The sequence below is a fragment of the Nocardia sp. CA-107356 genome (assembly GCF_050946365.1).
Classification (GTDB): Bacteria; Actinomycetota; Actinomycetes; order Mycobacteriales; family Mycobacteriaceae; genus Nocardia.
The window spans coordinates 1-24,712 of the sequence record NZ_CP191992.1 but is presented as its reverse complement, the minus strand read 5'-3'; the positions used below and the strand labels follow the sequence as shown (position 1 = coordinate 24,712).

At 64.5% G+C, this 24,712-nt stretch carries 21 protein-coding genes and 2 tRNA genes; 6 read left to right on the top strand and 17 right to left on the bottom strand.

The genetic code is table 11. From position 1 onward, the window contains the following. Positions 1 to 130 precede the first annotated feature (130 nt). Entirely contained in the window at positions 131 to 394 is a 264-nt protein-coding gene (gene crgA, locus ACQP1G_RS00115) for a cell division protein CrgA (protein ID WP_433197120.1), read from the top strand. Positions 395 to 628: 234 nt separating this feature from the next. Further along, entirely contained in the window at positions 629 to 1,030 is a 402-nt protein-coding gene (locus tag ACQP1G_RS00110; RefSeq protein ID WP_433209462.1) for a PH domain-containing protein, read from the top strand. A 44-nt stretch (positions 1,031 to 1,074) separates the two neighbouring features. Here the strand turns inward: ACQP1G_RS00110 and ACQP1G_RS00105 are convergent, their stop codons facing one another. Then, positions 1,075 to 1,944: a rhomboid family intramembrane serine protease gene (locus ACQP1G_RS00105; RefSeq protein WP_433197118.1), complete on the bottom strand. Its 870-nt coding sequence runs from the start codon at positions 1,942 to 1,944 to the stop codon at positions 1,075 to 1,077. A 4-nt stretch (positions 1,945 to 1,948) separates the two neighbouring features. Beyond that, positions 1,949 to 2,476: a peptidylprolyl isomerase gene (locus ACQP1G_RS00100; protein ID WP_433197116.1), complete on the bottom strand. Its 528-nt coding sequence runs from the start codon at positions 2,474 to 2,476 to the stop codon at positions 1,949 to 1,951. A 232-nt stretch (positions 2,477 to 2,708) separates the two neighbouring features. On the opposite strand from ACQP1G_RS00100, the gene ACQP1G_RS00095 reads away from it, so the two are divergent. Continuing rightward, the gene (locus tag ACQP1G_RS00095) at positions 2,709 to 2,921 is read left to right on the top strand and encodes a hypothetical protein (protein WP_433197114.1); all 213 of its coding nucleotides are present in this window, start codon (positions 2,709 to 2,711) and stop codon (positions 2,919 to 2,921) included. Between the two features lie 34 nt (positions 2,922 to 2,955). On the opposite strand, the gene ACQP1G_RS00090 is transcribed toward ACQP1G_RS00095, so the two are convergent. From ACQP1G_RS00090 to ACQP1G_RS00080, 3 genes are all read right to left on the bottom strand, one after another. Continuing rightward, complete coding sequence (locus tag ACQP1G_RS00090) at positions 2,956 to 3,774, bottom strand: ABC transporter permease (RefSeq protein ID WP_433209459.1); 819 nt, start codon at positions 3,772 to 3,774, stop codon at positions 2,956 to 2,958. A gap of 29 nt (positions 3,775 to 3,803) precedes the next feature. Continuing rightward, positions 3,804 to 4,820 carry an ATP-binding cassette domain-containing protein gene (locus ACQP1G_RS00085; RefSeq protein ID WP_433197112.1) on the bottom strand — a complete coding sequence of 339 codons (1,017 nt, stop codon included), beginning with the start codon at positions 4,818 to 4,820 and terminating at the stop codon, positions 3,804 to 3,806. A 696-nt stretch (positions 4,821 to 5,516) separates the two neighbouring features. Further along, a complete protein-coding gene (locus tag ACQP1G_RS00080) occupies positions 5,517 to 6,458 on the bottom strand; it encodes an acyl-CoA dehydrogenase family protein (RefSeq protein ID WP_433197110.1) in 942 nt (313 codons plus the stop codon). Between the two features lie 164 nt (positions 6,459 to 6,622). Between ACQP1G_RS00080 and ACQP1G_RS00075 the strand changes: the two genes are divergently transcribed. The 3 genes from ACQP1G_RS00075 to ACQP1G_RS00065 all read left to right on the top strand — a co-directional run bounded on the left by ACQP1G_RS00075 (position 6,623) and on the right by ACQP1G_RS00065 (position 10,393). Continuing rightward, on the top strand, positions 6,623 to 7,333 hold the full coding sequence (locus tag ACQP1G_RS00075) for a YoaK family protein (RefSeq protein ID WP_433197108.1): 711 nt from the start codon (positions 6,623 to 6,625) through the stop codon (positions 7,331 to 7,333). 40 nt (positions 7,334 to 7,373) lie between these two features. Continuing rightward, entirely contained in the window at positions 7,374 to 8,621 is a 1,248-nt protein-coding gene (locus ACQP1G_RS00070; RefSeq protein ID WP_433197106.1) for a hypothetical protein, read from the top strand. A 476-nt stretch (positions 8,622 to 9,097) separates the two neighbouring features. Continuing rightward, positions 9,098 to 10,393 carry a cytochrome P450 family protein gene (locus ACQP1G_RS00065; RefSeq protein ID WP_433197104.1) on the top strand — a complete coding sequence of 432 codons (1,296 nt, stop codon included), beginning with the start codon at positions 9,098 to 9,100 and terminating at the stop codon, positions 10,391 to 10,393. Between the two features lie 797 nt (positions 10,394 to 11,190). On the opposite strand, the gene ACQP1G_RS00060 is transcribed toward ACQP1G_RS00065, so the two are convergent. From ACQP1G_RS00060 to dnaA, 12 genes are all read right to left on the bottom strand, one after another. Beyond that, positions 11,191 to 11,379: a hypothetical protein gene (locus tag ACQP1G_RS00060; protein WP_433197102.1), complete on the bottom strand. Its 189-nt coding sequence runs from the start codon at positions 11,377 to 11,379 to the stop codon at positions 11,191 to 11,193. A gap of 179 nt (positions 11,380 to 11,558) precedes the next feature. Then, positions 11,559 to 12,002: a hypothetical protein gene (locus ACQP1G_RS00055; protein WP_433197100.1), complete on the bottom strand. Its 444-nt coding sequence runs from the start codon at positions 12,000 to 12,002 to the stop codon at positions 11,559 to 11,561. Between the two features lie 101 nt (positions 12,003 to 12,103). Beyond that, positions 12,104 to 12,176, bottom strand: a tRNA-Ala gene (locus ACQP1G_RS00050). Between the two features lie 25 nt (positions 12,177 to 12,201). Then, positions 12,202 to 12,309 carry a DLW-39 family protein gene (locus ACQP1G_RS00045; RefSeq protein ID WP_218007666.1) on the bottom strand — a complete coding sequence of 36 codons (108 nt, stop codon included), beginning with the start codon at positions 12,307 to 12,309 and terminating at the stop codon, positions 12,202 to 12,204. A 29-nt stretch (positions 12,310 to 12,338) separates the two neighbouring features. Continuing rightward, a tRNA-Ile gene (locus tag ACQP1G_RS00040) sits at positions 12,339 to 12,412 on the bottom strand. 133 nt (positions 12,413 to 12,545) lie between these two features. Continuing rightward, positions 12,546 to 13,598, bottom strand: coding sequence for a DUF3566 domain-containing protein (locus ACQP1G_RS00035; protein WP_433197098.1), 1,053 nt, complete (start codon positions 13,596 to 13,598; stop codon positions 12,546 to 12,548). Between the two features lie 39 nt (positions 13,599 to 13,637). Beyond that, positions 13,638 to 16,160: a DNA gyrase subunit A gene (gene gyrA, locus ACQP1G_RS00030; protein ID WP_433197096.1), complete on the bottom strand. Its 2,523-nt coding sequence runs from the start codon at positions 16,158 to 16,160 to the stop codon at positions 13,638 to 13,640. Positions 16,161 to 16,207: 47 nt separating this feature from the next. Continuing rightward, positions 16,208 to 18,247, bottom strand: a complete 2,040-nt coding sequence (gene gyrB, locus ACQP1G_RS00025) for a DNA topoisomerase (ATP-hydrolyzing) subunit B (RefSeq protein WP_433197094.1) — start codon at positions 18,245 to 18,247, stop codon at positions 16,208 to 16,210. Positions 18,248 to 18,706: 459 nt separating this feature from the next. Continuing rightward, a complete protein-coding gene (locus tag ACQP1G_RS00020; protein ID WP_433197092.1) occupies positions 18,707 to 19,312 on the bottom strand; it encodes a DUF721 family protein in 606 nt (201 codons plus the stop codon). Positions 19,313 to 19,381: 69 nt separating this feature from the next. Next, positions 19,382 to 20,569 (bottom strand): DNA replication/repair protein RecF, encoded by a 1,188-nt coding sequence (gene recF, locus ACQP1G_RS00015; RefSeq protein ID WP_433197090.1) that lies wholly within the window; start codon positions 20,567 to 20,569, stop codon positions 19,382 to 19,384. A gap of 136 nt (positions 20,570 to 20,705) precedes the next feature. After that, positions 20,706 to 21,887, bottom strand: a complete 1,182-nt coding sequence (dnaN, locus tag ACQP1G_RS00010) for a DNA polymerase III subunit beta (RefSeq protein WP_433197088.1) — start codon at positions 21,885 to 21,887, stop codon at positions 20,706 to 20,708. Between the two features lie 842 nt (positions 21,888 to 22,729). Beyond that, positions 22,730 to 24,712 (bottom strand): chromosomal replication initiator protein DnaA, encoded by a 1,983-nt coding sequence (gene dnaA, locus ACQP1G_RS00005; RefSeq protein WP_433197086.1) that lies wholly within the window; start codon positions 24,710 to 24,712, stop codon positions 22,730 to 22,732.

Below are 24,712 nucleotides of genomic sequence, written 5' to 3'. Positions count from 1 at the left end.
GGACCTGAGCCCTCGCCCGGACCCTTTCCGCCTACGTCGGATCGGGTACCGCCGTGAGCGAGCCGGGCACCATAATTCAACCGAATCCAGCCCGCCGGTACCCGACCTGAACGCCGAACACGAGGACGACATGCCCAAGTCGAAGGTCCGTAAGAAGACCGACTACACGATCAATCCCGCCAGCCGCACACCGGTGAAGGTGAAGGTGGGGCCGTCCCCGGTCTGGTACGTCGTGATCATGCTCGGCTTCATGCTGGCCGGGCTGCTCTGGCTGCTCGTCTACTACCTGGCCAACGACCACATCACCTGGATGGCAAATCTGGGCGCGTGGAACTTCCTGATCGGCTTCGGGCTGATGGTCGTCGGCCTGATCATGACGATGCGGTGGCGCTGACCGGTAGCAATCGCTACTGACCCTTTCGAGCGATCCGCAAGCAATCGCTGCTGGCCCTTTCGAGCGATCCGCAAGCAATCGCTACGATCGGGATTACAGACGTGTCATTCATGCACACCTGTGGATAACCATGTGGACAACTCGAGGAACGATTGGGGAAAGTGACACGTGGATCCCGAATCCGATTCGCTCGAGCCGCTGCCTCCCGAGCCACGCACCACCTGGACCACGCCGATGGCCGCACTCATCGCGGTCACCATCGGCGGGGTGGTGCTGGCCGGTGCCGCCATCCTCGCCAAGGACGGACCGAGCCGTCTGCTCATCGGGTTGGCCGCGGTCGGCCTACTGGCATTGGCCGGACTGGGATTCCGGCAGCGCCCTCGACTGAGCATCGCCTCCGGCCCCCAGCCACGTCTGGTGGTTCGCACCCTCACCGGGCCGACCGAATACCGACGCGATCAGATTCTGCGCGCGCGGGTCGTCGGCTACCGCCGTCTCGGCCGCAAGAATCCCATGCTCGAAATCGACGTCGAACATGACGGCGGCGAACGCCTGCTGATCTTCGGCCGCTGGGATCTCGGCACCAGTCCGGACGAGGTCTTCGAAACCCTTGTCGCGCATGGCCTGGCGCAGTAGCGGTGCGCTGAATCCACGCGGCGACAACGTTTCACGTGAAGCATCTACCGCTGTGATATCGCTGCGGCGACGATGACAGCAAGCGCCGCGACGGCGACCACGGCAACCGCCGCCCAGCCGATCAGCCGGGCGTTCTCTTGGGATTTCGCGCGCAACCACTCGGGCAAGAACAGAATGCCGAGCGCGGCGAGGGTACCGGCGGCCAGGCCGCCGAGGTGTCCGGCCAGGGAGATGCCGGGCAGCGAGAAGCTGATGAAGACATTGATGCCGATGAGGATCAACATCTGATTCGGGTTCTGTCGCACCCGGATCAGGACCACCGTGATCGCGCCGAACAGGCCGTATACCGCGCACGACGCACCGGCGGTGAGACTGTCCCTGGCGAAAACCATCACGGCGGCCGAACCGCCGAGCAGGGACACCAGGTAGACCACCAGATACCGCGCCCGGCCGAGTACCGGCTCGATACTCCGGCCGACCACATACAGCGCGAACATATTCAACAGCAGGTGGATCGGACCATAGTGCAGGAAGCCGGATCCGATCAGCCGCACATACTGGCCGTGCGCCACCGCGGGCGGGTACAGCACCCAGTCGACGTACAGCGGGGAATGGGCGGTGTTCTCGACCAGGCTGCGCGATTGGCCCGCGGTGATCGCGAAGACAATCGTGTTCAGCGCGATCAGCGCGTAGGTGACATATGGGATCGGGGTCCGCGCGGTCTGCGCACCGGCAACGGTGCGCACCGAACGGACCTCACGCTGACCCTGGCGGACACAGTCGACACAATGTTGACCCACCGCGGCGGGTCGCAGGCACTCCGGACAAGCTGGCCGCCCGCAACGTGTGCAGGCCAGGCCCGTCGGTCGATTGGGGTGGCGGACGCACGTCGGTGCGGGCGGCTGAGCGTTCATCGGATTATTCGATAGTGATCGTGGAGATGGTGACGGCTTCCTTGGGTCGGTCGTTGCGGTCGGTCGCCGTGGTCGCGATGGCATCGACGACTTTACGCGAATCGGGGTCGACAACTTCCCCGAAGATGGTGTGCTTGCGGTTCAGGTGCGGCTGCGGGCCGACGGTGATGAAGAACTGCGAACCATTGGTTCCCGGTCCGGCATTCGCCATCGCCAGCAGGTAGCCGCGGGTGAAGCGCAGCTCCGGATGGAATTCGTCGCCGAATTCGTAGCCGGGACCACCGCGTCCGGTGCCGGTCGGGTCACCGCCTTGAATCATGAACCCGTCGATCACCCGGTGGAAGACCGCGCCGTCGTAGAACGGCCCGGAGGTTCCTCCGCTCGCGTTCTCGGTCGTGTACGGCGCCGATCCGTCGGCTAAACCGATAAAGTTCCGCACCGTCTTCGGGGCGTGGTTACCAAAGAGCGAGATCTTGATGTCGCCGTGGTTGGTCTGCACCGTCGCCACAGCGGTCTGATTCGGTGAGGTCACCCCGTCATGCTAGTCAGCGATACATACGGGTACGTCACACGGTCTCTCGGCACGCGGGATCACATGATTCTGCCCATCGGGATAACTGATCTCGCGGGCACATCGGCAACTCACCCACGACGTCACACTCGGCCGCCCACGCCGCTCTCGCGACATCTGGGTCTGGCGCCTGAATACCGGCGAGGCGGATTGGCCTACTGCGCGATGCGGGGGTCTGTGTCACAGTTGTCGAATGACCTTGGGGCGCCTGTTTGCATCCGCACGTTCTCGTAACCGACTAATTGCCGCCGTTGTTGTCGCGCTGGCCGGTGGCGTGGCCTGGCTGGTACGCAGCAAGCGGCCGCAACCACCGCAGCCCGCACCGGCGCCGCCGCGGATCGGATACTCCCGCAACGGTTCCGCACCCACCCCCGTGGCGGGCGCCGGCGCGGACAACGGTCGCTGACGAACGGGTCACCGCGGACCGGGCACCAGCCCGGTCACCGGCTGACGGTGCGCTTGTACTGCCGCAGCGCCAGCGGGATGAATACCAGCAGGATGATCACCACCCACGCCAGCGTGGTCACCACCGGATGCTGCATGGACCAGGCATCGGATTTCGGCGCCATCGGGCTGGTATTGCCGAACAGGTCGCGGGTCGCCTGGGTAACTGCGGACACGGGATTCCATTCGGCGAATATCCGCAGCGCCGTCGGCAGATTCTCGAGCGGCACGAAGGTATTGGCGAGGAAGGTCAGCGGGAAGATCACCATGAAGCTGGCGTTGTTGAACACCTCGGGCGCACGAACCAGCAACCCGACAACGGCCATGATCCACGAGATCGCATAGGCGAACAGCAGCAACAGCACATAGCCGAGCACCGCGTCGAGGAACGATCCGCGGATCCGCCAGCCGACGATCAGCCCGGTCAGCGACATCACCACCAGACTGACCACGTTGATCACCACATCGCTGATGGTGCGCCCGACCAGTACCGCCGACGGCGCCATCGGCAGCGAACGGAATCGGTCGATGATGCCCTTCTGCATATCCTCGGCCAGGCCCAATCCGGTGAACGTCGCACCGAACACCACGGACTGCGCGAAGATGCCCGCGATCAGGAACTCCCGGTAGCCGCCCGACATGCCGGGCACGTCGATCGCCGAGCCGAAGATATAGGCGAACAGCAGCACGAACATGATCGGCGACAGCGTCGAGAAGATCAGCACATCGGGCACGCGCTTGATCTTGATGACATTCCGCTTCGCGATCGTCATGCTGTCGCTGAAGACGAAGGACAGGCGTTCGCCGAGTGGCATGGTGGTTCTGGTGTCCAGGGTCGCCGCGGTCATCGCTTGCGTCCTTCCGTTGCTTCGAGCCGATCCGCGACCTCGGCGCCATCGCGCCGGTCGCCGTTGATCAGCTCCTCTGCCTCGTGTCCGGTGAGGCTGAGGAAGACGTCGTCCAGCGACGGACGGCGCAGGCCGACATCGTGGATCTGTACGTTGTGCGTGCTCAGCCTGCCGATGGCGTCGACCAGCGCCTGCGAGCCGTCGCTCACCGGAACCGTGATGCGGCGCAGCCCGGGCTCCAGGTGGATCTCCCCGTCCGCCAAGCCCTTCAGCGCCTCCTCGGCGGTCGCGAGATTGTCGGCGTGATCGACGGTGAGCTCGATGCGGTCGCCGCCGACCAGGGTCTTGAGCTCATCCGCCGTGCCGCGGGCGATCACCTTGCCGTGGTCGATCACCGCGATGGCATCGGCAAGCCGGTCGGCCTCCTCCATATATTGCGTGGTGAGCAGCAGAGTGGTGCCACCCGCCACGAGCTCCTCGATGACATCCCAGAGGTCGAGGCGTGCACGCGGATCGAGTCCGGTGGTCGGCTCGTCGAGGAAGAGCACCGGCGGATTCGCGACCAGCGCACCGGCCAGGTCGAGGCGGCGGCGCATACCTCCGGAATAGCCCTTGACCGGTCGGTCGGCGGCATCGCTGAGTCGGAATCGCTCCAGCAATTCCCTGGCGCGCTCCTTACTGCGCTGCACGCCCATGTGATACAGCCGCCCCACCATTTCCAGGTTTTCGAATCCGGTGAGATATTCGTCGACAGCGGCGTATTGTCCCGACGCGCCGATATGCGATCGCAGGGCCTGTGGATTGCGGAGTACATCGATACCCGCGACCGTCGCATGGCCCGCATCCGGAATCAACAGGGTGGTGAGCACCCGAACGGTGGTTGTCTTACCCGCACCATTGGGTCCGAGCAGTGCGGTGACGGTACCCTCTGGCACCGAGAGGTCGAGTCCGTCGAGGGCCACCAACTGGCCGTATCGTTTGACCAGACCCTCGGCGACTATTGCGTCGGGCATGATTCTCCTGAAGTTCGAGGCCGTTACCCGAGTCAGTATTGCCCGCGCTACCGACAATTTCCTCCGATTTACCGTCGACCTGGGCTTATCGGCGGCCGAGAGTGGCCGTGCCGGACACAGAACGGTCGCATCCCGTTCCGGGCGGTGCTCGGGGGTGCCGGATCGGGATGCGACCGGTTCGATCATCCCGCCCGGGTACCCGTTCGATCGTGCGTAGCGCACTACCCGATTCGGGGCCCGGCCGGTACTCGGAGTCCCGCGCACACGACATGCCCGCCCCGAAACGACACGCGACAAATCCGGCCGAATCCGCAGCCGGGTAGACGAAACCGCCGCGCGATTCCGCACATGCAGCAACCGGTCGGCATGGTTTTCACATTTCGCATCGATGAGTAGCGTGATCACGGCTTCTCCGTAAAACCCTGCGCAACAACATTTTTGACAACAGTCACGGAATCACCGAACAGACCGGCTACCAACCGGTCCGGCTACCTGGGCGTCATCCGCGCCGACAGCAGGTAAGCCGACCCAAAAAATCTTGGAAAGTGGCGATCCCCACGCACACACAATCCCGGATCATCGCGTAGGATCATTCACGTCGGCCCCTCCCCCCCGGGCCGACCTTACGCGGGCCTCGGCTAACTCCCCCCCTTCGCCGAGGCCCGCTCCCCATTTCTGGGCAGGTTGGAATCCGACTCAGCTATCCGTCGGCACAGCGCGAATCTCCTCGATGCCCACCGATTGCCAGGCCGCTGTCAACCGTTGCGCCCGTACCTTTCCCGCCGTCGCCAACAGCCGACGATCCCGATCCCACCGCTCGCGGGTGACGGGATCGGCCTGAGCCCAGAGCGGCTCCAGGTCTGTCAGCACCGACTCGAAGAATTCGTACACCCCGCCCAATGCGATATGCCCGCCGGGCGCGGTCGGGCGGTCCATGTCGAGGCCGCGTACGAAGGCCACCGCCGCGAGCAACCGCTGCAGCACCGCCCGCGGCCAGCTCGACTCCCGCCCGATCCGCAGCAGCCAGCCGAGTGTGGCCGCGAGCACGTGCACGTCCTCGAGGGTGCGGAACGGTTTGAGGTAGTCCGAGTACCCGTCCCCGGGCAGCACCTCGGCTACGGCATCCGCGAATGTCACCGTGGCGTGCGGGATTTCGGGTGCGAACGGTGTCGCGGGCAGATTCGTCACGTGCACGCCGGGCTGTCCCGCGTCGACGATCACGGCGCGCAGCCGATTGCGCCCATCCGCCGTAGCGCCCGCGCTGGCGATCACCAATAGCCGCCGCGCCAGGATCCCCAATGTCGTGAAGGTCTTGGTGCCGTCCACCCGCCAGCCGCCGTCGATCTCGGTCAGCCGGGTCCGGATCGCGGACGGATGCGCACCGCCCGCCTCGGTCGCCGAGACCGCGACCAGTTCATCGGCCGCGAGATCGGGCAGCAAGGCGCGCAGCGCCTCCTGATATCCGGACAGGAATGCGAAACCCAGTCGGTCCGCACCGAATCCGCCGGCGATAGCAATATCCACTGTCGTGTCGAATCGCTCGGCGGCCGCCCGATGCCGGGTCCAGGCATCGGTAATCGTCTCGAGCGGTGTCTGATCGAGCACCTCGGTCAGCAGATAGTCGAACACAGAGTCCACTCGTGCACGCTAGCCGAGAATCGGCCGCCAGCTCACGTGCCGAACCTCAGCGGCTATCCCGCGATCATCCGGCAATCCTTAATCAACCCGTCGGCGATGCGTCAGCGGAATCTCAGAAACACCGGGTATCACTGAGTCGTCATCCGCCAAGAGGAGCCCGACCAGTGACGAAACCGGATCTAGCGCGCAGAAAGAGGCTGTTCGACGCCGAGGCACGGCTGTCGTGGGTACTCGCCGCACTGGCCGGTCTCATCGGAGCCGCGGCATTCATGCATACCGCTGGCTACTTCGTCACGTTCATGACCGGCAATACCGAGCGAGCCGTCCTGGGCTACTTCCACGACGAACCGGACCTGGCCGTCGCCGCAACCCTGTTACTGGTGTCGTTCGTCGCCGGTGTGGTGGTCGCCTCGTGGTGCCGCAGGCGCTACTGGTCCGGACATCCGCACGGCCCGACCCTGCTCACCACACTCAGCCTGGCCCTGGCATCGGCACTGGACGCCATCATCTACTGGCTGACGAACGCCACCAATATCGACCTCATTCCCATCCTGCTGGTGGCCTTCGGCGTCGGCGCCCTCAACACCTCCTTCGTCAAGGACGGCGAGGTTTCGGTGCCCCTCAGCTACGTCACCGGAACCCTCGTCAAAATGGCCCAGGGCATCGAACGTCACATCAGCGGTGGCGATTACGCCGACTGGCTCGGTTACTTTCTGCTCTACACCGCCTTCAGCGCCGGCGCCCTACTCGGCGGCCTGCTGAGCCTCCTGGTGGCGGGCTGGGCCATGCTCATCACCGCCACCGTGGTGTGCCTCATCACCACCTGCTACACCTACCTGCATCTTGACCGCCACGGCCCGCCAGCGACCAGCTGAGCCCTGTGCGCGACGTCGAGTCGACGGATACGGTTGTCCGGTGGGGAGTTTCGATGACTTGACGCCGGATAGCTTTGCGACACTTGTACTGCGGCATCTGGCCGATGTCGGCAAAGAGGTCGCGGGGTACGACGCCGAAGCGTTCCGTATCGATCTCAGCGATGGATCCGAGATCGGACTCGACAATGTGTACAACGACGTCATTCGCGCTTCCGAGCCACGGCGTGCGGCGTGGATCGCGCGGTTTCTGACGTTGGTGGGCGGCGACGAATCCCGATATGTGCCCACCTGGGCGCAAGCTCGTCCGCTGCTGCGCCCGATTCTGCGTTCCTCTACCTACAAACAGGCGGCGCACGATGATCTGCTGTACCGCAGGCCCGAGTTGGCCACCCACGAATACGCGCGATTCGTCAGCCGCCCAGCCTTCCCGTTCGTCGACGAGTTGGTCGCGATCGACCTGCCGAACTCACGTTCCATCGTCAACAACTCGATCCTGGCGAGTTGGCCGGTCTCGGCCGAGGATGTTTTCGCGACGGCCAGGAAGAACCTGGAAACCATTGCGCAGCCCCATAATCCACGTGGCAATGCCATTCTCAGCCTGAACGACGACGAGGGCAGCGGCTACATCACCTCATGGCCGCTCGTACCCGGCTGGCTGGCAAGCTTCCGCCAGCGATACAGCGGCCGCCGCCCGGTCGCCTTCATACCCGATATCAACACCCTGATCGTGGTTCCCGACATCCCACACCTGCTCGCCCGCATCTACCGCCAGGTCGAGCAACAGTACGTCGACACACACCGCCGCCTCTCCCCCCAGGGCTACACCCTCGACGAAGACGACACCGTGGTGCCCTTCGATCGAGCGGGCCCACACGACCAGCAGCACACCGCCATCCGCGCCGGATACCGTCTGGCGCTCCGGGAGTACGCCGCCCAGGCCGACTGGCTCAACACGGCACTGGAGCGCGATCTCGAATTCACCGGCTACGGGCTGAAAATGGCGATCGTCGGCGATATCAATATCGCAGGCACCGACACTCGGCCTTACACCTACACCGTCTGGGGCAAAGGCGTCGACTACCTGCTCCCTGCCGCCGACTACATCATGTTCGCGAGTATCGACGCCGACAACAACGCCATTCCCCTCTGCACCGTGCCCCTAACCGCGGCACTCGAAATAACCGGCCTCACACCAATTCCCGCCATATCCCCCATCCGCTTCGAGGCCCGCTTCTGGCCCGACGAAACAATGCTCACCCAGTTGAAGCAAGCCTCGGTCACCCTGTGAATTGAGCCGGGACCCGGATTTCGCGGCCGCACGACACCACCACCGTCGGACCGACGAGGTGTGGGCCGACACGAGGTCACGGCCGAATCCGGACGCCCACGGCAACCCTGTGCGAGGATGGCACCCGAAAACGCCCGTCCCGCTTCGGACATCCTGACCTGAACGATCACGATGGCTCGCGGCGCAGAGGGTGTTTTCTGCGTTCGCACATCGCTCGAACCACCCGACCTTGCACCATGCAGGCTCAGCCGATTACGCGCAGAGCCGCACACTTCGGCCGTCCTCGCACTCGGCGGGACGCCGATCCAAGGATTCAGCAGTCGCCTCCGCATATCGCGTCACTCAAAGCTGTTGATGAGCACGATATTTCGATGCTGCCAAGGACCGAAGGTCGGAAGCCGTGCAAATCTGGAAAGGATGGAGGAACGAGTGAACCACCTCGATTCATCTTCGGCATCGACGGCCGGTAGCGGCTCATGACAGCCGCGGACGAGATCCTGGAGCTGACCGACGATTTCTACGAGCACCCGCATGTGGTCTACGAGGCATTGCGTAAGCGCGGCCCGATCCATCGAGTCCGATTGGACGGAGTGCTCGGCTGGATGATCGTCGATCACGACGTGGCGAAACAGGCCTTCGTCGAGCCGACCATCAGCAAGAAGATCGGATCGCCGGAGGGTCGGGCCGTCATGGCCGAACACGGCGCGCGCGGCCGGTACGACAGCGCAATCAACGACAACATGCTCTTCGCCGACCCGCCACAGCACACACGTCTGCGGCGGCTGGTCGCAAAGGCGTTTGCGAGCCGCGCCATTCGCGATCTCGGTCCGCGAATCGAAGAGATCGCCGACACCCTGCTGGATGACATGACCACCAGGAAGTCCGTCGACCTGCTGGACAGCTATGCCTTCCCGTTGCCGATCTCGGTGATCTGCGAATTGCTCGGGGTGCCGGATGGGGACAAGGACGCATTTCGAGCCTGGACGGCCGTGCTGGTCAATGACTCGGCCGCCATCGAGGAGCGCACCAGCGCCGGTCTGAACTTCTTCACATACCTGACGGAGTTGATCACCGTGCGCACCGAAAACCCCCTCGATGACCTGCTATCGGAGCTCATCGTCGCGAAGGACGACAATGACCGACTGGACCAGCAAGAACTCATATCCATGCTGTTCTTGTTGTTGACCGCAGGACACGAGACCTCCGTCAACCTGATCGGCAACGCGCTGCTCGAGCTCCTGATCGATCCCCGCTCCGCCGATCGACTGCGTACCAACCCCGACAAGATTCCCGACTTCATCGAGGAGATCCTGCGCTACCAGGGACCGGTTCACTTCGGCACAGCCCGCTACACCACCGCGCCGATCACCTTGGGAAATCAGGACATCGGCGCGGGCGAATTCATCATGATCTCGATCGCGGCCGCCAACCGTGACCCCAAACGATTCGCCGCACCGAACCGGCTCGACCCCGATCGCCGCGATACCCGGAATATCGCGTTCGGCCACGGCCTCCACTACTGCATCGGAGCCGCGCTGGCCCGGATGGAAGCGACCATCGCACTCACGCGCCTGTTGGCCCGCATCCCGGCTATGTCGCTGAACGTCACGGTCAGCGACGTAGCGTGGCGAAAGAGTCTGCTCATCCGCGGCCTCACCACACTCCCCGTGCGCCTTTCCAGCAACACCGCGAGGAACACCCCTGCCCAGGAAGCGACCATTCCCTGGGCCGAACCCGACAACCTCGGCGAGCCACAGTTCTCAACGGTCTGACCCGCCGAAACCGCTGATCTTCCAAGGGGCGCCAGCCCGCAAATCCAGTTGCCGACCGCCAGAGCCCTGCACATCTCGAGTGCGAGCCCAACCGCCCCCGTAACCACAGCCAAGGGGGTCCGGGGGGCGAAGCCCTTCCAGGTGGGGCTTCGGCCCCCACAAAAGCACGCGAAACGAGATAAGGCTCTTCGTGAGCATGGGCCTGGCATCGAGTGGCCCTGACGGGCCAACATACGAACCGCAAGATCTGGCAGACGGCCCGGACATCACGATCCAAACAGGCGGCACCCAGCCGCAGCAGGCGGGTTGGGCAGATCAGCCCGGTCCGGTAGCGCAATGTCCCGTCATGATGGCGCACAAGATCTGCGCGGCCAAGGATTTAAGCGCATCGCCGGCCGAACCTGAGGCCGAACCACTATCGTCCACCTGGGACAAGGACGGGGTTTCAGCAACGAGCGTTGGCCCCGTCTCGGCCTGCGCCGGGGCGAAGGGGATCAGTATTGCACCTGTCAGCAGTACACCGGCAACAGCACTACGGATAACTCGATTCAACTCGAACCTGCTCAGCCTCAGAGGGTTTCGGTCCGCGAGCGCGGACTACTCGGGGTAGATCGACGGATACTTACCGTCCGTTACGGACTATCCGCGGACCCGCCGATGCCACCTTCCGCATCCCCAACCCAGAAACGACAACGGGCCCCCGCTCGGCGGGCTCGGCAAGCACCCCCGGCCCCCAGGGGTGCTTGCGTGGGGTGGGTCGGAGTTCGAATAAGCACTCGTAGGGTCCACCAAAGGGGTCATTGCACGGACCCCATCCCGACGGGGCCGGTATACGCGGTGCGCACGCCGCGGCGCGACGTCGGCTTGCCCAGCTCGAGTTTGCGACCGGCGTACGTCCTTGCCCTGCTGATGTCGACCGCACTCGTGATCAGGTCGATGTCGCCGACGGTGAGTGCGCCGATCTCGCCGCCGCGCGCCATCGACATCACCGAGAATTCCGCCTGCACACGCCAGCGTGGCGCGAGCAGCTACTCGAGGGACTGGTACTCGTCCTCGCTGAGGTAATCCAGTTCCGCGCCGTAGACGGAAGGCAGCCGGGTCAGCGCGCGGGTTGTACGGAATCAGCTGCGTGGGGCGCTGACGCACCGCCGCAGCATACCCGCGCTCAAGAATCCATGTTTGTTCGAGATCGTCTTCGGCGCGTTGCCGACCTCCTGAGCCACACCACCCATTCCGCGGCGGTGTCCTGGGTGACGGCGTCCAGCGGCATGCCCTCGCCGTAGAACCCAGCGACATCGTCGTCGATATAGCGGTGATACCGCTTGCGGGTTTCGGGCTCGACGCCGGTGAGCCGGTCGGCGTATCGGCGCAGCCACCCGGTGAGCGTGACGAGTTCGGCCGCATGGGCGGCGGTCCGAACGGCGGGATTGCGCTCGGCCTCGACCGGGCCGACATTCTCGAACAGCTTGTACCAGCGGACCGCCACAGCGTGGTCGTCGAAACTCTGGGAGGTCGCGACGGTGCGGCCACCGCACGGAATGCGATGGCGGACTTGGGAATAGGTCGAATCGTCTTTGCGGTGGCGAATACAGGGATTGTTGACCGACACGCCTGCGCCAATTTGTTCGGCGCCGAATCCCCTCGGATTCGATATGTGGAGCCAGGTCGACCTAGATCATAAATCTAGGTCGAGACCTGCATGGTTCCTAGTGGAGCCTAGGGGAATCGAACCCCTAACCCCTGCCTTGCAAAGGCAGTGCTCTGCCAATTGAGCTAAGGCCCCGAATCCCTGCTGTCCGAAGACAGAATCAGCGGGTGGTGACTTCGTGCCACAGGTCCGCGTCGTCGCGCTTGCGCAGCTTGGTGATTCCGATGAGAACCGCGACTACGACACCGACTGTGAGAAGAATTTTCATGATTCCCACCCTACTGTGATGTTCGGGAGTGGGCCTAGGAGGACTTGAACCTCCGACCTCTTCGTTATCAGCGAAGCGCTCTAACCGCCTGAGCTATAGGCCCTCATCTCTGTTCGGATACCCGCCGAAGCTGCTAACCGAACCGAGGCACGAGATTACCTTACCCTCCCACCGATGACCAAAACGGCCGGTCACCGCCCTGCGTGAGGGCAGCGACCGGCCGTGTGGAAACCGTTCTAGTCGGGGTCGGCCAGGGTCACCTGGATGCCACCGACGAGGTCGCAGCACTGGTTGTAGATGAAGACGCCGACGGTCGCCAAGGCAGTGAAAAGCACCACATTGATGAGCCCGATGACCCCCGCGTACCCGAATACCGAACCGGCATCGACCAATCCGACCGATCCGCTGTCCGAGGAGACCATATCGGTGAAGGTGCTGTTGAGCCGCTCCCACACCCCCATGCCCTCGAGCACGATGTAGAGCAGACCGACCGCGAGCATCCACACGAAGAACATCGCCACGCTGATCACCAGCGAGATCTTCAGGGTCGACCACGGGTCGATCCGGCGGATCTGCACCGTCGCCCGCAAAGGCTCACCCGAGGCAACAGCCGCAGCGACGGCGACCGGAACCGCGGGCGAGACCGGAGTGGTCTGCGGGCTCGGGGTTTCGACCGGCAGTGGGTGCCGGATCTCCGAGAGGTCCGGCATGTCCTTGATCAATTCCGGACGCGCGATACTGCGGGTCGGTCCGTCGATGCCGACGGACTTCACCATTGCCGCTTCCTTGCGCGCCGCCTTGGCCGCAAGATCCGCAGTGGTGCGAGCATTGCCGGAGCCGCCGAGACCGGCGTTACCGAGGCCACCACCGCCGAGGCCACCACCGCCGCCGAGGCCACCACCGAGCCCACCACCGGTGGAGTTCGGACGACCGGTCACCGGCGACTGCCCCGGACGGTACAGGTTCGACTGCGGCTCCCGCTGCGGCAACTGCGACCACCCCTCCTGGAAGGGCGAGTGGCCATTGCCCGCGGGATCACCGGCATCCTGTTTCGGTTTCGATTCGCCCCCGCCGGCACCGGAGGATTCCGGTGCCTTGAACGCGACTTCGCCTTGCTTGTTGTGCATTTCATGCGGCTGAGCACCTCCCGGCGCGCCACCCGGCTGGCCGTTATCGGCCGAGGCGACGGGCCGGGGGATCGGCCGAGGCGGAATCGGTGACGGTGCGATACGTTCGGTTACACCGTTCGTCTGGTGCCGCTCGTCGTTCGGCTGATTCGGTGTGGTCAATGGGAATCCTTAGATCCGTTCGTTGCCGCCGCTGTGGGGTTACTGCTGAGAGGAACCGGTGTCGTCGTCTGCACCGACGATCGAATCGGGATCGGGTTCGTCGGCATTGCGCGCGATAGCAAGCAAGGTATCGCCATCGGCGAGGTTCATCAATCGCACGCCCTTGGTCTGTCGTCCAGCCTTACGAACCTGCTTCGCCGCCGTCCGGATAACGCCGCCGCCGGACGTGATCGCATACAACTCATCCTCGTCGTCGACGATGAGCGCACCGACCAGGGTGCCACGCTTGGTGTCGTATTGGATAGTCAATACACCTTTACCGCCACGGCCTTGCGGCGTGTACTCCTCGATGGCGGTCCGCTTGGCATAGCCACCGGAGGTCGCGACGAGAAGATAGGTGTCCGCACGAACCACATTGAGCGACAACAGCTCATCGTCCGCATTGAACCGCATGCCCTGCACACCGGAGGTGGCACGGCCCATCGGACGCAGCGCCTCGTCGGTGGCGGAGAACCGGATCGACTGGCCCCGCGCCGAGACCAGCAGCAGATCGTCATCGGCCGAGCACAGCACGGCGCCGACCAGTTCGTCGTCGTCGCGCAGGTTCACCGCGACGATGCCGCCGCTGCGGTTGGAGTCGAAATCCGAGAGCTTCGACTTCTTGACCAGTCCATTCTTGGTGGCGAGCACCAGATACGGGGCGTCCTCGTAGCCCTTGATCTGAATGATCTGGGCGATCTTCTCGTCCGGCTGGAAAGCCAGCAGGTTCGCCACATGTTGACCGCGCGCGGTCCGGCTGGCCTCGGGCAATTCGTAGGCCTTGGCGCGGTACACCCGGCCCTTATTGGTGAAGAACAGCAGCCAGTCGTGGGTGGAGCTGACGAAGAAGTGCTTGACGATGTCATCCTGCTTGAGCCCCGCACCCTGTACGCCCTTACCGCCGCGCTTCTGGCTGCGGTACAGGTCGGTCTTGGTGCGCTTGGCGTAGCCGGTCTCGGTGACGGTGACGACCACATCCTCGCGAGCGATGAGATCCTCATCGGCCATATCGCCGTCGTTGGCCACGATCTTGGTACGCCGCTCGTCGCCGTACTTCTCGACGATCTCGGCCAGCTCATCGCGCACGATCGCGCGCTGACGCTCGGGTTTTTCGAGAATGTCCTTGAGGTCGGCGATCTCGGCCTCGATCTTGGCCAGATCGTCGACGATCTTCTGCCGTTCCAGGGCAGACAGCCTGCGCAACTGCATGTCGAGGATGGCGGTGGCCTGGATCTCATCGATATCGAGCAACTGCATCAGGCCGGTGCGCGCGGTGTCGGTATTGGCCGAACGCCGGATCAGCGCGATGACCTCGTCGAGCGCGTCGAGCGCCTTGACCAGGCCGCGCAGGATATGGGCCCGTTCCTCGGCCTTGCGCAACAGGTAGCGGGTGCGCCGCACGATGACGTCCAACTGGTGCTCGACGTAGAACCGGATCATCTGATCCAGGCGCAGCGTGCGCGGCACGCCGTCCACGATCGAGAGCATGTTGGCGCCGAAACTGGTCTGCAGCTGGGTGTGCTTGTAGAGGTTGTTCAGCACGACCTTGGCCACCGCATCGCGCTTGATGGTGACCACGATCCGCATACCAGCGCGGTCGGAGGACTCGTCGTGGATATCGGAGATGCCCGCGATCTTGCCGTCCTTCACCTGCTCCGCGATGGAGTTGATGAAGTTGTCGGTATTGACCTGGTACGGCAGCTCGGTGATGACGATCGTGGTGCGACCGCGATTGTCCTCTTCGATCTCGACGACACCGCGCATGCGGATCGAGCCACGGCCGGTGGTGTAGGCGTCCTGGATACCCTGACCACCGACGATGAGGCCGTAGGTCGGGAAGTCCGGCCCCTTGACCCGCTCCATACAAGCGGCGAGGGTCGCCTCCTCATCGGCCTCGTAGTTCTCCAGCGCCCAGTAGACCGCATCGGCCAATTCGTTGAGGTTGTGCGGCGGGATATTGGTCGCCATACCGACCGCGATGCCGTTGCTGCCGTTCATCAACAGGTTGGGCACACGGCTGGGGAGAACCGTCGGCTCCTGCGAGCGACCGTCGTAGTTCGGCGTGAAATCGACCGTCTCGTGGTCGATTTCACGCAGCAACTCCATCGCCAGCGGAGTCAGGCGGCATTCGGTGTACCGCATGGCGGCCGCGCCGTCGTTGCCGCGGGAACCGAAGTTGCCCTGGCCGTCGACCAGCGGATAGCGCAGCGACCACGGCTGGGCCATGCGGACCAGGGTGTCGTAGATCGAGGCGTCACCGTGCGGGTGGTAGTTACCCATGGTCTCGGCGACCGGGCGGGCGGACTTCACATAGCCGCGGTCGGGCCGGTAGCCGTTGTCGTACATCGCGTAGAGCACGCGGCGATGCACCGGCTTCAGGCCGTCGCGGACGTCGGGTAGCGCACGGCCGACGATCACGCTCATCGCGTAATCGATATAGCTGCTCTGCATTTCGTTCTGGATATCGACCGGCTCGATCCGGTCACCCGCTCCGCCGTTGGGTGGCAGGGTGGTTTCAGTCATCTAAAAGTCTCCTTTGGCACCGGACGTGGAATTACCCGTCACGCCGGTTACACGTCGAGGAAGCGAACGTCCTTGGCATTGCGGGTGATAAAGCTGCGACGCGCCTCGACGTCCTCACCCATCAGGATGGAGAACAGCTCGTCGGCCGCGGCGGCATCGTCCAGGGTGACCTGACGCAGGACCCGCACCGAGGGATCCATGGTGGTCTCCCAGAGTTCCTTGGCGTTCATCTCGCCGAGACCCTTGTACCGCTGGACACCGTCGTCCTTGTTGATCTTCTTGCCCGCGGCGAGACCCGCCTCGAGCAGGCCGTCGCGTTCGCGATCGGAGTAGGCGAACTCCGGATCGGACCGCTGCCACTTGAGCTTGTACAGCGGCGGCTGCGCGAGATACACGTGCCCGTGCTCGACCAGCGGACGCATGAAGCGGAACAGCAGCGTCAGCAGCAGCGTCGAGATGTGCTGACCGTCCACATCGGCGTCGGCCATCAGCACGATCTTGTGATACCGCAGCTTGGCGATATCGAATTCGTCGTGGATGCCGGTGCCGAAGGCGGTGATGATCGACTGGACCTCGTTGTTCTTGAGGACGCGGTCGATACGGGCCTTCTCGACATTGATGATCTTGCCGCGTAGCGGCAGGATCGCCTGGTACATCGAGTCGCGGCCGGATTTGGCCGAGCCACCGGCGGAGTCGCCCTCCACGATGTAGATCTCGGACTTGCTCGGATCCTTGGACCGGCAGTCGGCCAGCTTGCCGGGCAAGCCGCCGAGGTCGGTGGCGCTCTTCCGACGCACCAACTCGCGCGCCTTACGCGCCGCGACGCGCGCCTGCGCGGAGGAAACCGCCTTGTTCACAATGGTCTTCGCATCGGCCGGATTAGCCTCGAACCAGTGCGAGAGGTGCTCGTTGCAGGTGCGCTGCACGAACGACTTGACCTCGGTGTTACCGAGCTTGGTCTTGGTCTGGCCCTCGAACTGCGGCTCGCCGACCTTCACGCTGACGATCGCGGCCAAGCCCTCGCGGATGTCGTCACCGGTGAGGTTGCTGTCCTTGTCCTTGAGCAGTTTCTTGTCTTTGGCGTACTTGTTGACCACCGTGGTGAGCGCCGCGCGGAAGCCCTCCTCGTGGGTGCCGCCCTCGTGAGTGTTGATGGTATTCGCGAAGGTGTGCACCGACTCGGAGTAACCCGAGTTCCACTGCATGGCGACCTCGAGCTCGTGGCCGGTGCCCTTGCCGGTGAAGCTCACCACCGAGTTGTGGATGGGCTGCTTGGTCCGGTTGATGTGCTTGACGAAGTCCTCGAGCCCACCGGGGTAGTGGTAGGTGCGGGTCTTCACCTTGTGCGCGGGCGCGGGCGCTTCCTCGTCGGCATGCTTCGGCGCCTCGGCGGTCTCGCTGACCACTTCGTCGGTGACGTCGGTATCGCTCACCCGCTCATCGGTGAGGACGATAGTGAGGCCCTTGTTCAGGAACGCCATCTCCTGCAGCCGGCGGGCCACCGTCTCGAAGTTGTAGGTCGTGGTCTCGAAGATTTCCGGATCCGCCCAGAAGCGGATGGTCGTGCCGGTCCGCTTGGTTGGCTCACCCTGCACGAGCTTGCCGGGCTTGGCGTCCTTGTAGGTCTGGCTCCAGTGGTAACCGTCGTGGTCGATCTCGGCTTCGAGCCGGTGCGACAGCGCGTTGACCACGGAAATGCCGACGCCGTGCAGACCACCGGACACCGCGTAGGAGTCGGAGTCGAACTTGCCACCCGCGTGCAGCTGGGTCATGACCACCTCGACGGTGGGGATGCCCTGGGCGTGCATGCCGGTCGGGATGCCACGGCCGTCGTCGACGACCTCGACGCCCCCGTCGGCGAGCAGCGTCACCTCGACCTTCGTGGCGTAGCCCGCCATCGCCTCGTCGACGGAGTTGTCGACGACTTCCCAGATCAGGTGATGCAGACCGCGCTCGCCGGTGGAGCCGATGTACATGCCCGGGCGTTTGCGGACCGCCTCGAGGCCTTCCAGAACCGTGATGGAGGAGGCACCGTAGTCCTGCTTGCCCGATGTCGCGTTGGTCGAGCCCGATGCGTTGGAGTCCATGGCAGCCACTGGTCGGTAGCTCTCCTTACTTGCTGATCCTTGGCGCAGCGCGGGACAGCACACGTGGGGCCCCGGTTCAGATTCTGGTCATGAAATACGGGTCCGCGCGCGGGCTGTACGGAACGCGCCGAAGGTTCGCCGCTAGTTACCCCACCATCCTACTGGTAGACCCAAGCCACAATGCACCTACGACACCCCTGACGGCTCCGTGGATGCGAGAAATCGGTCAGCGACGGGTCGGTTCCGCCTTCAACCGCTTTGAGTCCGCCATTCCGCCTCCCCGAGCCTTTTGCTGATCCGCGGATGAGTCGACGGGATCGACACGGGCCCGCGGCCGGTCGGTATCCGACTTCTGGACGTGCCCGACGAGTTGCCCATCTTCTAGCGAAATCAGTTGTCCGGCTGCACGGCATCGAAGCGGGGTTTCACGTGGAACGACCTCGGACCAGGACGTTTGCGCTAGCCGTAGGTGTCGCGGGGGCCTCGGCCCTTGATGTGACGCTCGCCCTTGCGCCAGCTCGGGGCGGCGGGGCCGGTGATCTTCAACGATGTAACCACGCCCTGTCCCACCGCAGCGTTGATCTTCGCCAGGATCTGGCCCTGCAACATGCGCAGCTGGGTGGCCCATGCCGTCGACTCGGCGGCAATGCCGAGTACGCCGTCCTTCAGCGTCATCGGGGTCGCATGCGAGGCGATATCCTCGCCGACCACACCGGCCCAGCGGCCGAAGACCATGCCCTCGGCGACCTTGGCCGACCAGCCCCGATTCTTCGCGATGGAACCAGTCAGGCTCGAAAGCAGCTGCGGATCACGGTCATCCGGTCGCGCGCCGGACCAGCCGGTGCGGCGCCGGGCTCCGGTGCGCAGCCGACGCGGCGATGCCCGACCCTGTCCCACCGATTTACCGCTGGCCTTGGCAGCCGCTCGAGCCTCCTCGAGCGCGCGGCGCGCCAGATCAATGCCGCGCAGTTCCGGTTCCGGCTCCGATCCGGACGCGTTCGCCGCTTGATCGCTCACGGGTCCGCCTCTCTCCCCCGCGTTGGTAGCCACAGCGTTGCAACGCATTCGCGGGTGATCTTACAGAGCAGTCGCCCGAAGAATGCGCTCACCTCCGGTGCGAATAGGCGTCGCGGATCAGGCGGTCGGGGTGGGGGTTTCGGCATCGGCGATCCGGGAGATGCGGCCATCCGCGCCGCCGCTGGTCGCCACCCGCAGCGGTACCGCGGAAAGCTCCGCTGGCACGTCCTCGGGAACGGCCGCGGTGATCAGCACCTGCTCGGCGCCCGCCGCGACCTGCGCGAGTGCCGCGCGCCTGCGGCGATCGAGTTCGGCGAAAACGTCGTCGAGCAGCAGCACCGGTTCGGCGCCGGTGGCGCGCAGCAGTTCGAAGGCCGCAAGCCGAAGAGCCAGCGCGAACGACCACGACTCCCCATGACTGGCAAAGCCTTTCGCGGGTGCGCTGCCGAGGATCAGTTCCAGCTCGTCACGGTGCGGGCCGACCAGGCAGACTCCACGCTCCAACTCTTTCGGGCGCGCCGCCGCCAATTCCCGCAGCACGATCGCCTCCAGCGCCTCGGTGTCATCGGGCAGCGGTGCGCGTGTCGGATCAAGGAACTCCGCTGGCAGGCTCGCACTGCGATAGCCGATTGCGGCCGGGCGGGATTCGGGTGCGATCGAGGAGTACGCCTGTGCGAGATAGGGATACAGGTCGTGCACGAGCCGCAGCCGTTGAGCGAGCAGTACGGCGGCGTGGGTCGCCAGATGTCCGTCCCATACGTCGAGAGTGCTCAGTTCCGCCTTCGAGCGTGCCTGTCGTCCAGCGGACTTCAATAGAGCCGAACGCTGCCGCAGCACCCGGTCATAGTCGGCGCGGACGGCGGCCAGCCGGGGCAACCGAGCTGTGCACAACTCGTCGAGAAAGCGGCGGCGCTCGCCCGGGTCGCCCCTGACCAAGGCGAGGTCCTCCGGCGCGAACAGAACCGTCTGCAGAATGCCGACAATCTCCCGTGGTCTGCGCACCGGCGATCGGTTGATCTGAGCGCGATTCGCGGCGCCCTGGTTCAGTTCGATATCGACGCGCAGCTCGCGGCCCGCGTTCACGACGGTCGCCCCGATCCTGGCGCGGTCCGCGCCGATACGGATCAGCGGTGTGTCGGCGGCGACCCGATGCGACCCCAAGGTGGCGAGGTAGCCGACCGCTTCGAGCAGGTTCGTCTTACCGTTGCCATTTGCGCCGAGAAAAACCGTTCGGCCTGGGGATAATTCGAGCTCGGCGTGCTCCCAGGAGCGGAAGTCGCGCAGTGACAGCGTCCGGATGAACACCCGTCTACTCCGCTCCGCCCGTCGTTATCGCCGTTTTTCGCCGCTTACCGCGACGAATCGGCCGCAGACCACAACATCTTGTGGTCCATCCACTGTCTGTGGACGAACTGTGGATAAATCGCATCGCCGCCGATGCTCAGCCCGGCAGCCGGACCGGCATCAACAGGTAGATGTAGGGGCTTTCCAGTGCGGCGAAGGCACCCGACTCCGTCACCTTCGGCTCCTCATCGCTGGCGGGCAGCAACACCGCAGGGCGACTCGGCGTGGTGAAGCCGAAGGTGACCCGGTCGGTATGCAGCGCGGAGAGACCGTCGATCAGGTAGCCCGGATTGAACGCGATCGTCAGTGACTCACCGCGGAAGTCTGCCTCGAGCCACTCCTCGGCGCGTCCGGCATCGTCACCACCTGCCGAGAGCATCAGGCCCTCGTCGGTGAACTCCAGGCGCACCTGGGCGCCGCGCTCGGCGACCAGGGCGACGCGCTTGATGGCATCGGTCAGAGTCGCGACCTGAAGGGTGGCGATCGAGGTGTGCTCCTTGGGGAGCAATTGGCGGAACTTGGGGAATTCCGCGTCGAGCAGTCGGGTGGTGGTCCGGCGGCCCGCGTTCACGATGCCGAGCAGACCATCGGAGCCGATACCGCTGCCGGTACCGAGCGACAGCTGTACGGGAGCATCGGACGGGCCGAGCGTCTTCGCTGCCTCCGACAGCGTCCGAGCCGGAATCAGCACCGAGGTCTCGATATCGGTGCGGGCCGGCTGCCATTCGATGTGCCGGACCGCCAACCGGAATCGGTCGGTGGCCGCGAGCACGACATGCGGACCTTCGATCTCGACCCGAATGCCGGTGAGCATCGGCAGGGTGTCGTCGCGCCCCGCGGCGACCGCGACCTGACCGACCGCTTCGGCGAAGACATCGACGCTCAGTTCACCGGTCTGCTGGGGGACCTCGGGCAACTGGGGATAGTCCTCGACCGGCATGGTCGGCAACGAGAATTTCGCACTGCCACAGGTGATCAGCACGCGGGTGCCGTCGATGGCGACATCGACGGGCTTATTGGACAGCGCCTTGGTGATATCGGCGAGCAGTCGGCCGGAGACGAGCACCTCGCCGGGACCGGCGACCTCGGCCGCGACGCGCATCTGCGCGGAGACCTCGTAGTCGAAGCCGGAGACGGTGAGCCCGTCCTCGCCCGCCACGAGTAGTACACCGCCGAGTACGGGAACCGGAGGCCGCGACGGGAGGCTGCGTGCCACCCATGCAACGGACTCGGCGAAATCCTCTCGGGCGACCCGAAACTTCATACTCGCCAGCTCCATGGCCCGATCTGTCCTCTCCCGGTTCCGTGATCTGTGTCGGCTTGTCAGCGTTGATTCTCGAAAAAGGGGTGCTGTTTCGGCCGCCCGAAAAGTGTGGCATAGACGACCGACATCAAACCGTACCCGCGCGAACCGTATGAACCTAGCCCGACCCTCCGGTCACTGTCTGTAGCGATCCAGACCCTCGCATCGATGAGAAGCCACGGAGGAGAGGTGCGGGCGATCCGGTGGATAGGTCGCCCCCTCTCCTCCTTGCTGGGGTGAGAGTGACCAACCCGGATGCCGATGCTCATCGATCGACTTTCCACACACCCTGTTTTGAAGAGAGATTTCTAAGAAGAAGAACTGAAGTAGTAGTAGGCACTGTGGAATCTGTGGACTGCGACCGAATCCGCAGGTCCGGGGGTGTGGTGCCGTGGGGATGGCCGCGGGGTGACTCGAGGATGAACACGAGGGGTCTGTGGAGGTTCAGTAGTTGTCCCCCATTCATCCTCGAGCGCTCCTCGAGTTGTTCCACCAGATTTACGTGGTTGTTCACACGTGTGCACCGATTCGTGGACAACTCGAGGAATCCTCGAGGACTCCACAGGGACTCCTCGAGGATTCCCCAACCCCGTGACCGAGCCCATTGCTGGTCACGGGGTGTGAGTGGACCGGGCTGTGGAAGCTGTTGAATCCACCCCTGTTAGCGAAGCCGTTCGAGCCGCACCCCGAGCCTGTGCACTAACCGGTGGACAACTTCGAGTTTCCTCGAGGACTCCACAAGAATTCCTCGAGGAGTCCACAGGGCATAAAAAAGCACCGCCCCTGGTCAGGGGCGGTGCACAGGGTGTGGGTGCCGGTCAGCGCGAACGCTGTTTAATTCGGGCTGTTAGTTCTTGCACCTGGTCGTAGACCCGCCGCCGTTCGGTCATCTCCTTGCGTACCTTTTTCTCCGCGTACATCACGGTGGTGTGGTCGCGACCGAATGCCTGACCGATCTTGGGTAGCGATAGGTCGGTCAGTTCGCGACACAGGTACATGGCGATCTGCCGGGCCTGGGCCAGCGGGCGGGCCTTACCCGGGCCGGTCAGCTCTTCGAGGGTGGTGTTGAAGTATTCGGCGGTGACGGCCATGATCGTCGCCGCGTTGATCTCCAGCGTCGCGGTATCGGGCATGAGATCGCGCAGGACGACCTCGGCCAGCGGCAGATCCAGTGGCTGACCGTTCAACGACGCGAAGGCCGTCACTCGGATCAGCGCACCCTCCAACTCACGGATATTGCGTTCGACCCGGCTGGCGATCAGCTCGAGCACATCGTGCGGTACGTCGAGCCGGTCCATCCGCGCCTTCTTGCGCAGAATCGCGATGCGGGTCTCCAGCTCCGGCGGCTGCACATCGGTGATCAGACCCCATTCGAACCGGGTCCGCAGCCGCTCCTCCAGAGTGGCCAGTTGCTTGGGCGGCCGGTCCGAGGACACGACGATCTGCTTATTCGCGTTGTGCAGGGTATTGAAGGTGTGGAAGAACTCCTCCTGGATACCTTCCTTACCCTCGATGAACTGGATGTCGTCGACCAGCAGAATGTCGGTCTCGCGGTAGCGGCGTTTGAACGCCACCTTCCGGTCGTCGCGCAGGCTGTTGATGAAGTCGTTGGTGAACTCTTCGGTCGATACGTACTTCACCCGCATGCCGGGGAACAGCCGCTGGGCGTAGTGGCCCGCCGCGTGCAGCAGGTGGGTCTTGCCCAAACCCGAAGCGCCCCAGACGAACAGCGGATTGTAGGCGCGCGCCGGCGCTTCCGCGATGGCCACCGCTGCCGCGTGCGCGAAGCGGTTGGAAGCGCCGATGACGAACGTCTCGAAGGTGTATTTCGCGTTCAGGCTCGCCGAGGAGTTCGACGGCGCCGGGTTCTCCTGTGACTTGGTGAAGTAGGTAGGCCATGAGTTGCGGACATTGATGACCGGTTCGTCGTCGTGCGAGCTGTCCGAGATCGGCTCGCGGACCGATTCGTGCACGGCCGCCATCGCCGGATCGCCGTTCGACCGTCCTTCCCGTACCGAGGCCGATTCCCGCATCGGCGCGCGACCCTGACCGCGTCCCGGCTCCGGTGTCGGCTCCGGGTTGAACAACGATTCCTGACCAGGCGGCACGGAATCGCGCCGTGGCGGCAATCCGGATTCGCGGCGCGGCGCGGGCGGCGCGTCCTGTCGTTCGCCGTTGACCTGGCCCGGGTAGTCGCCGCGGGTCGGATATTCGTCGGTCGGGTACTCCCTGGCCGCTTCGTATCCCGGCACCGGCAGATACTCCGGCGGTCCCGCGTACTCGGGCGCGGACTCGTAGTCCGGCGCGGCCGAATATTCCGGTCCGCCGGAGTAGTCCGGCGCGGCCGGGTAGTCGTTGGGCTGTGCATAACGCGGCGGCGAATAGTCGGAGCGTCCCGGATAGTCGGGGGCGGGGTATCCGGCCGGGCCACGGCCACTGTCCCGGCCGCGCTCCGGCCGACTCGTCATTCTGGCGTGGCGCGGATTATTGCCTGGGCGTTCGGTCGGCTGGGTGGCCGGCGCGGCGATCCGGACCCCGAGTCCCTCGACCTGGGGACCGAGGCGGCGGCCGAGGGAACGCAGAATGGGTTCGCGCAGATCGCGTTCGATGGCCTCCTGAGCCAACGACGACGGCACCGAGAGCAAGGCGAAGCCCTGTGCCACGGTCAGCGGTTTGACCAGTTTGAGCCAGGCCTGCTGTGCCCGCGAAACCGGCGGGATGGCACCATCGGGCGAGCCGGTGGTGAGTTCGGCGACCACCTCTGGCCACACGGTGGCCAACACATTCTGCTCGTCGTCCAT

What these genes read in the sequence shown, in the direction of transcription:
- crgA (WP_433197120.1), top strand. Translation starts at nt 131, where the DNA reads ATGCCCAAGTCGAAGGTCCGTAAGAAGACCGACTACACGATCAATCCC.
- ACQP1G_RS00110 (WP_433209462.1), top strand. Translation starts at nt 629, where the DNA reads ATGGCCGCACTCATCGCGGTCACCATCGGCGGGGTGGTGCTGGCCGGT.
- ACQP1G_RS00105 (WP_433197118.1), bottom strand. Translation starts at nt 1,944, where the DNA reads ATGAACGCTCAGCCGCCCGCACCGACGTGCGTCCGCCACCCCAATCGA.
- ACQP1G_RS00095 (WP_433197114.1), top strand. Translation starts at nt 2,709, where the DNA reads ATGACCTTGGGGCGCCTGTTTGCATCCGCACGTTCTCGTAACCGACTA.
- ACQP1G_RS00090 (WP_433209459.1), bottom strand. Translation starts at nt 3,774, where the DNA reads ATGCCACTCGGCGAACGCCTGTCCTTCGTCTTCAGCGACAGCATGACG.
- ACQP1G_RS00085 (WP_433197112.1), bottom strand. Translation starts at nt 4,820, where the DNA reads ATGCCCGACGCAATAGTCGCCGAGGGTCTGGTCAAACGATACGGCCAG.
- ACQP1G_RS00065 (WP_433197104.1), top strand. Translation starts at nt 9,098, where the DNA reads ATGACAGCCGCGGACGAGATCCTGGAGCTGACCGACGATTTCTACGAG.
- ACQP1G_RS00060 (WP_433197102.1), bottom strand. Translation starts at nt 11,379, where the DNA reads ATGTCGATGGCGCGCGGCGGCGAGATCGGCGCACTCACCGTCGGCGAC.
- ACQP1G_RS00045 (WP_218007666.1), bottom strand. Translation starts at nt 12,309, where the DNA reads ATGAAAATTCTTCTCACAGTCGGTGTCGTAGTCGCGGTTCTCATCGGA.
- gyrA (WP_433197096.1), bottom strand. Translation starts at nt 16,160, where the DNA reads ATGACTGAAACCACCCTGCCACCCAACGGCGGAGCGGGTGACCGGATC.
- gyrB (WP_433197094.1), bottom strand. Translation starts at nt 18,247, where the DNA reads ATGGACTCCAACGCATCGGGCTCGACCAACGCGACATCGGGCAAGCAG.
- ACQP1G_RS00020 (WP_433197092.1), bottom strand. Translation starts at nt 19,312, where the DNA reads ATGCGTTGCAACGCTGTGGCTACCAACGCGGGGGAGAGAGGCGGACCC.
- dnaN (WP_433197088.1), bottom strand. Translation starts at nt 21,887, where the DNA reads ATGGAGCTGGCGAGTATGAAGTTTCGGGTCGCCCGAGAGGATTTCGCC.
- dnaA (WP_433197086.1), bottom strand. Translation starts at nt 24,712, where the DNA reads ATGGACGACGAGCAGAATGTGTTGGCCACCGTGTGGCCAGAGGTGGTC.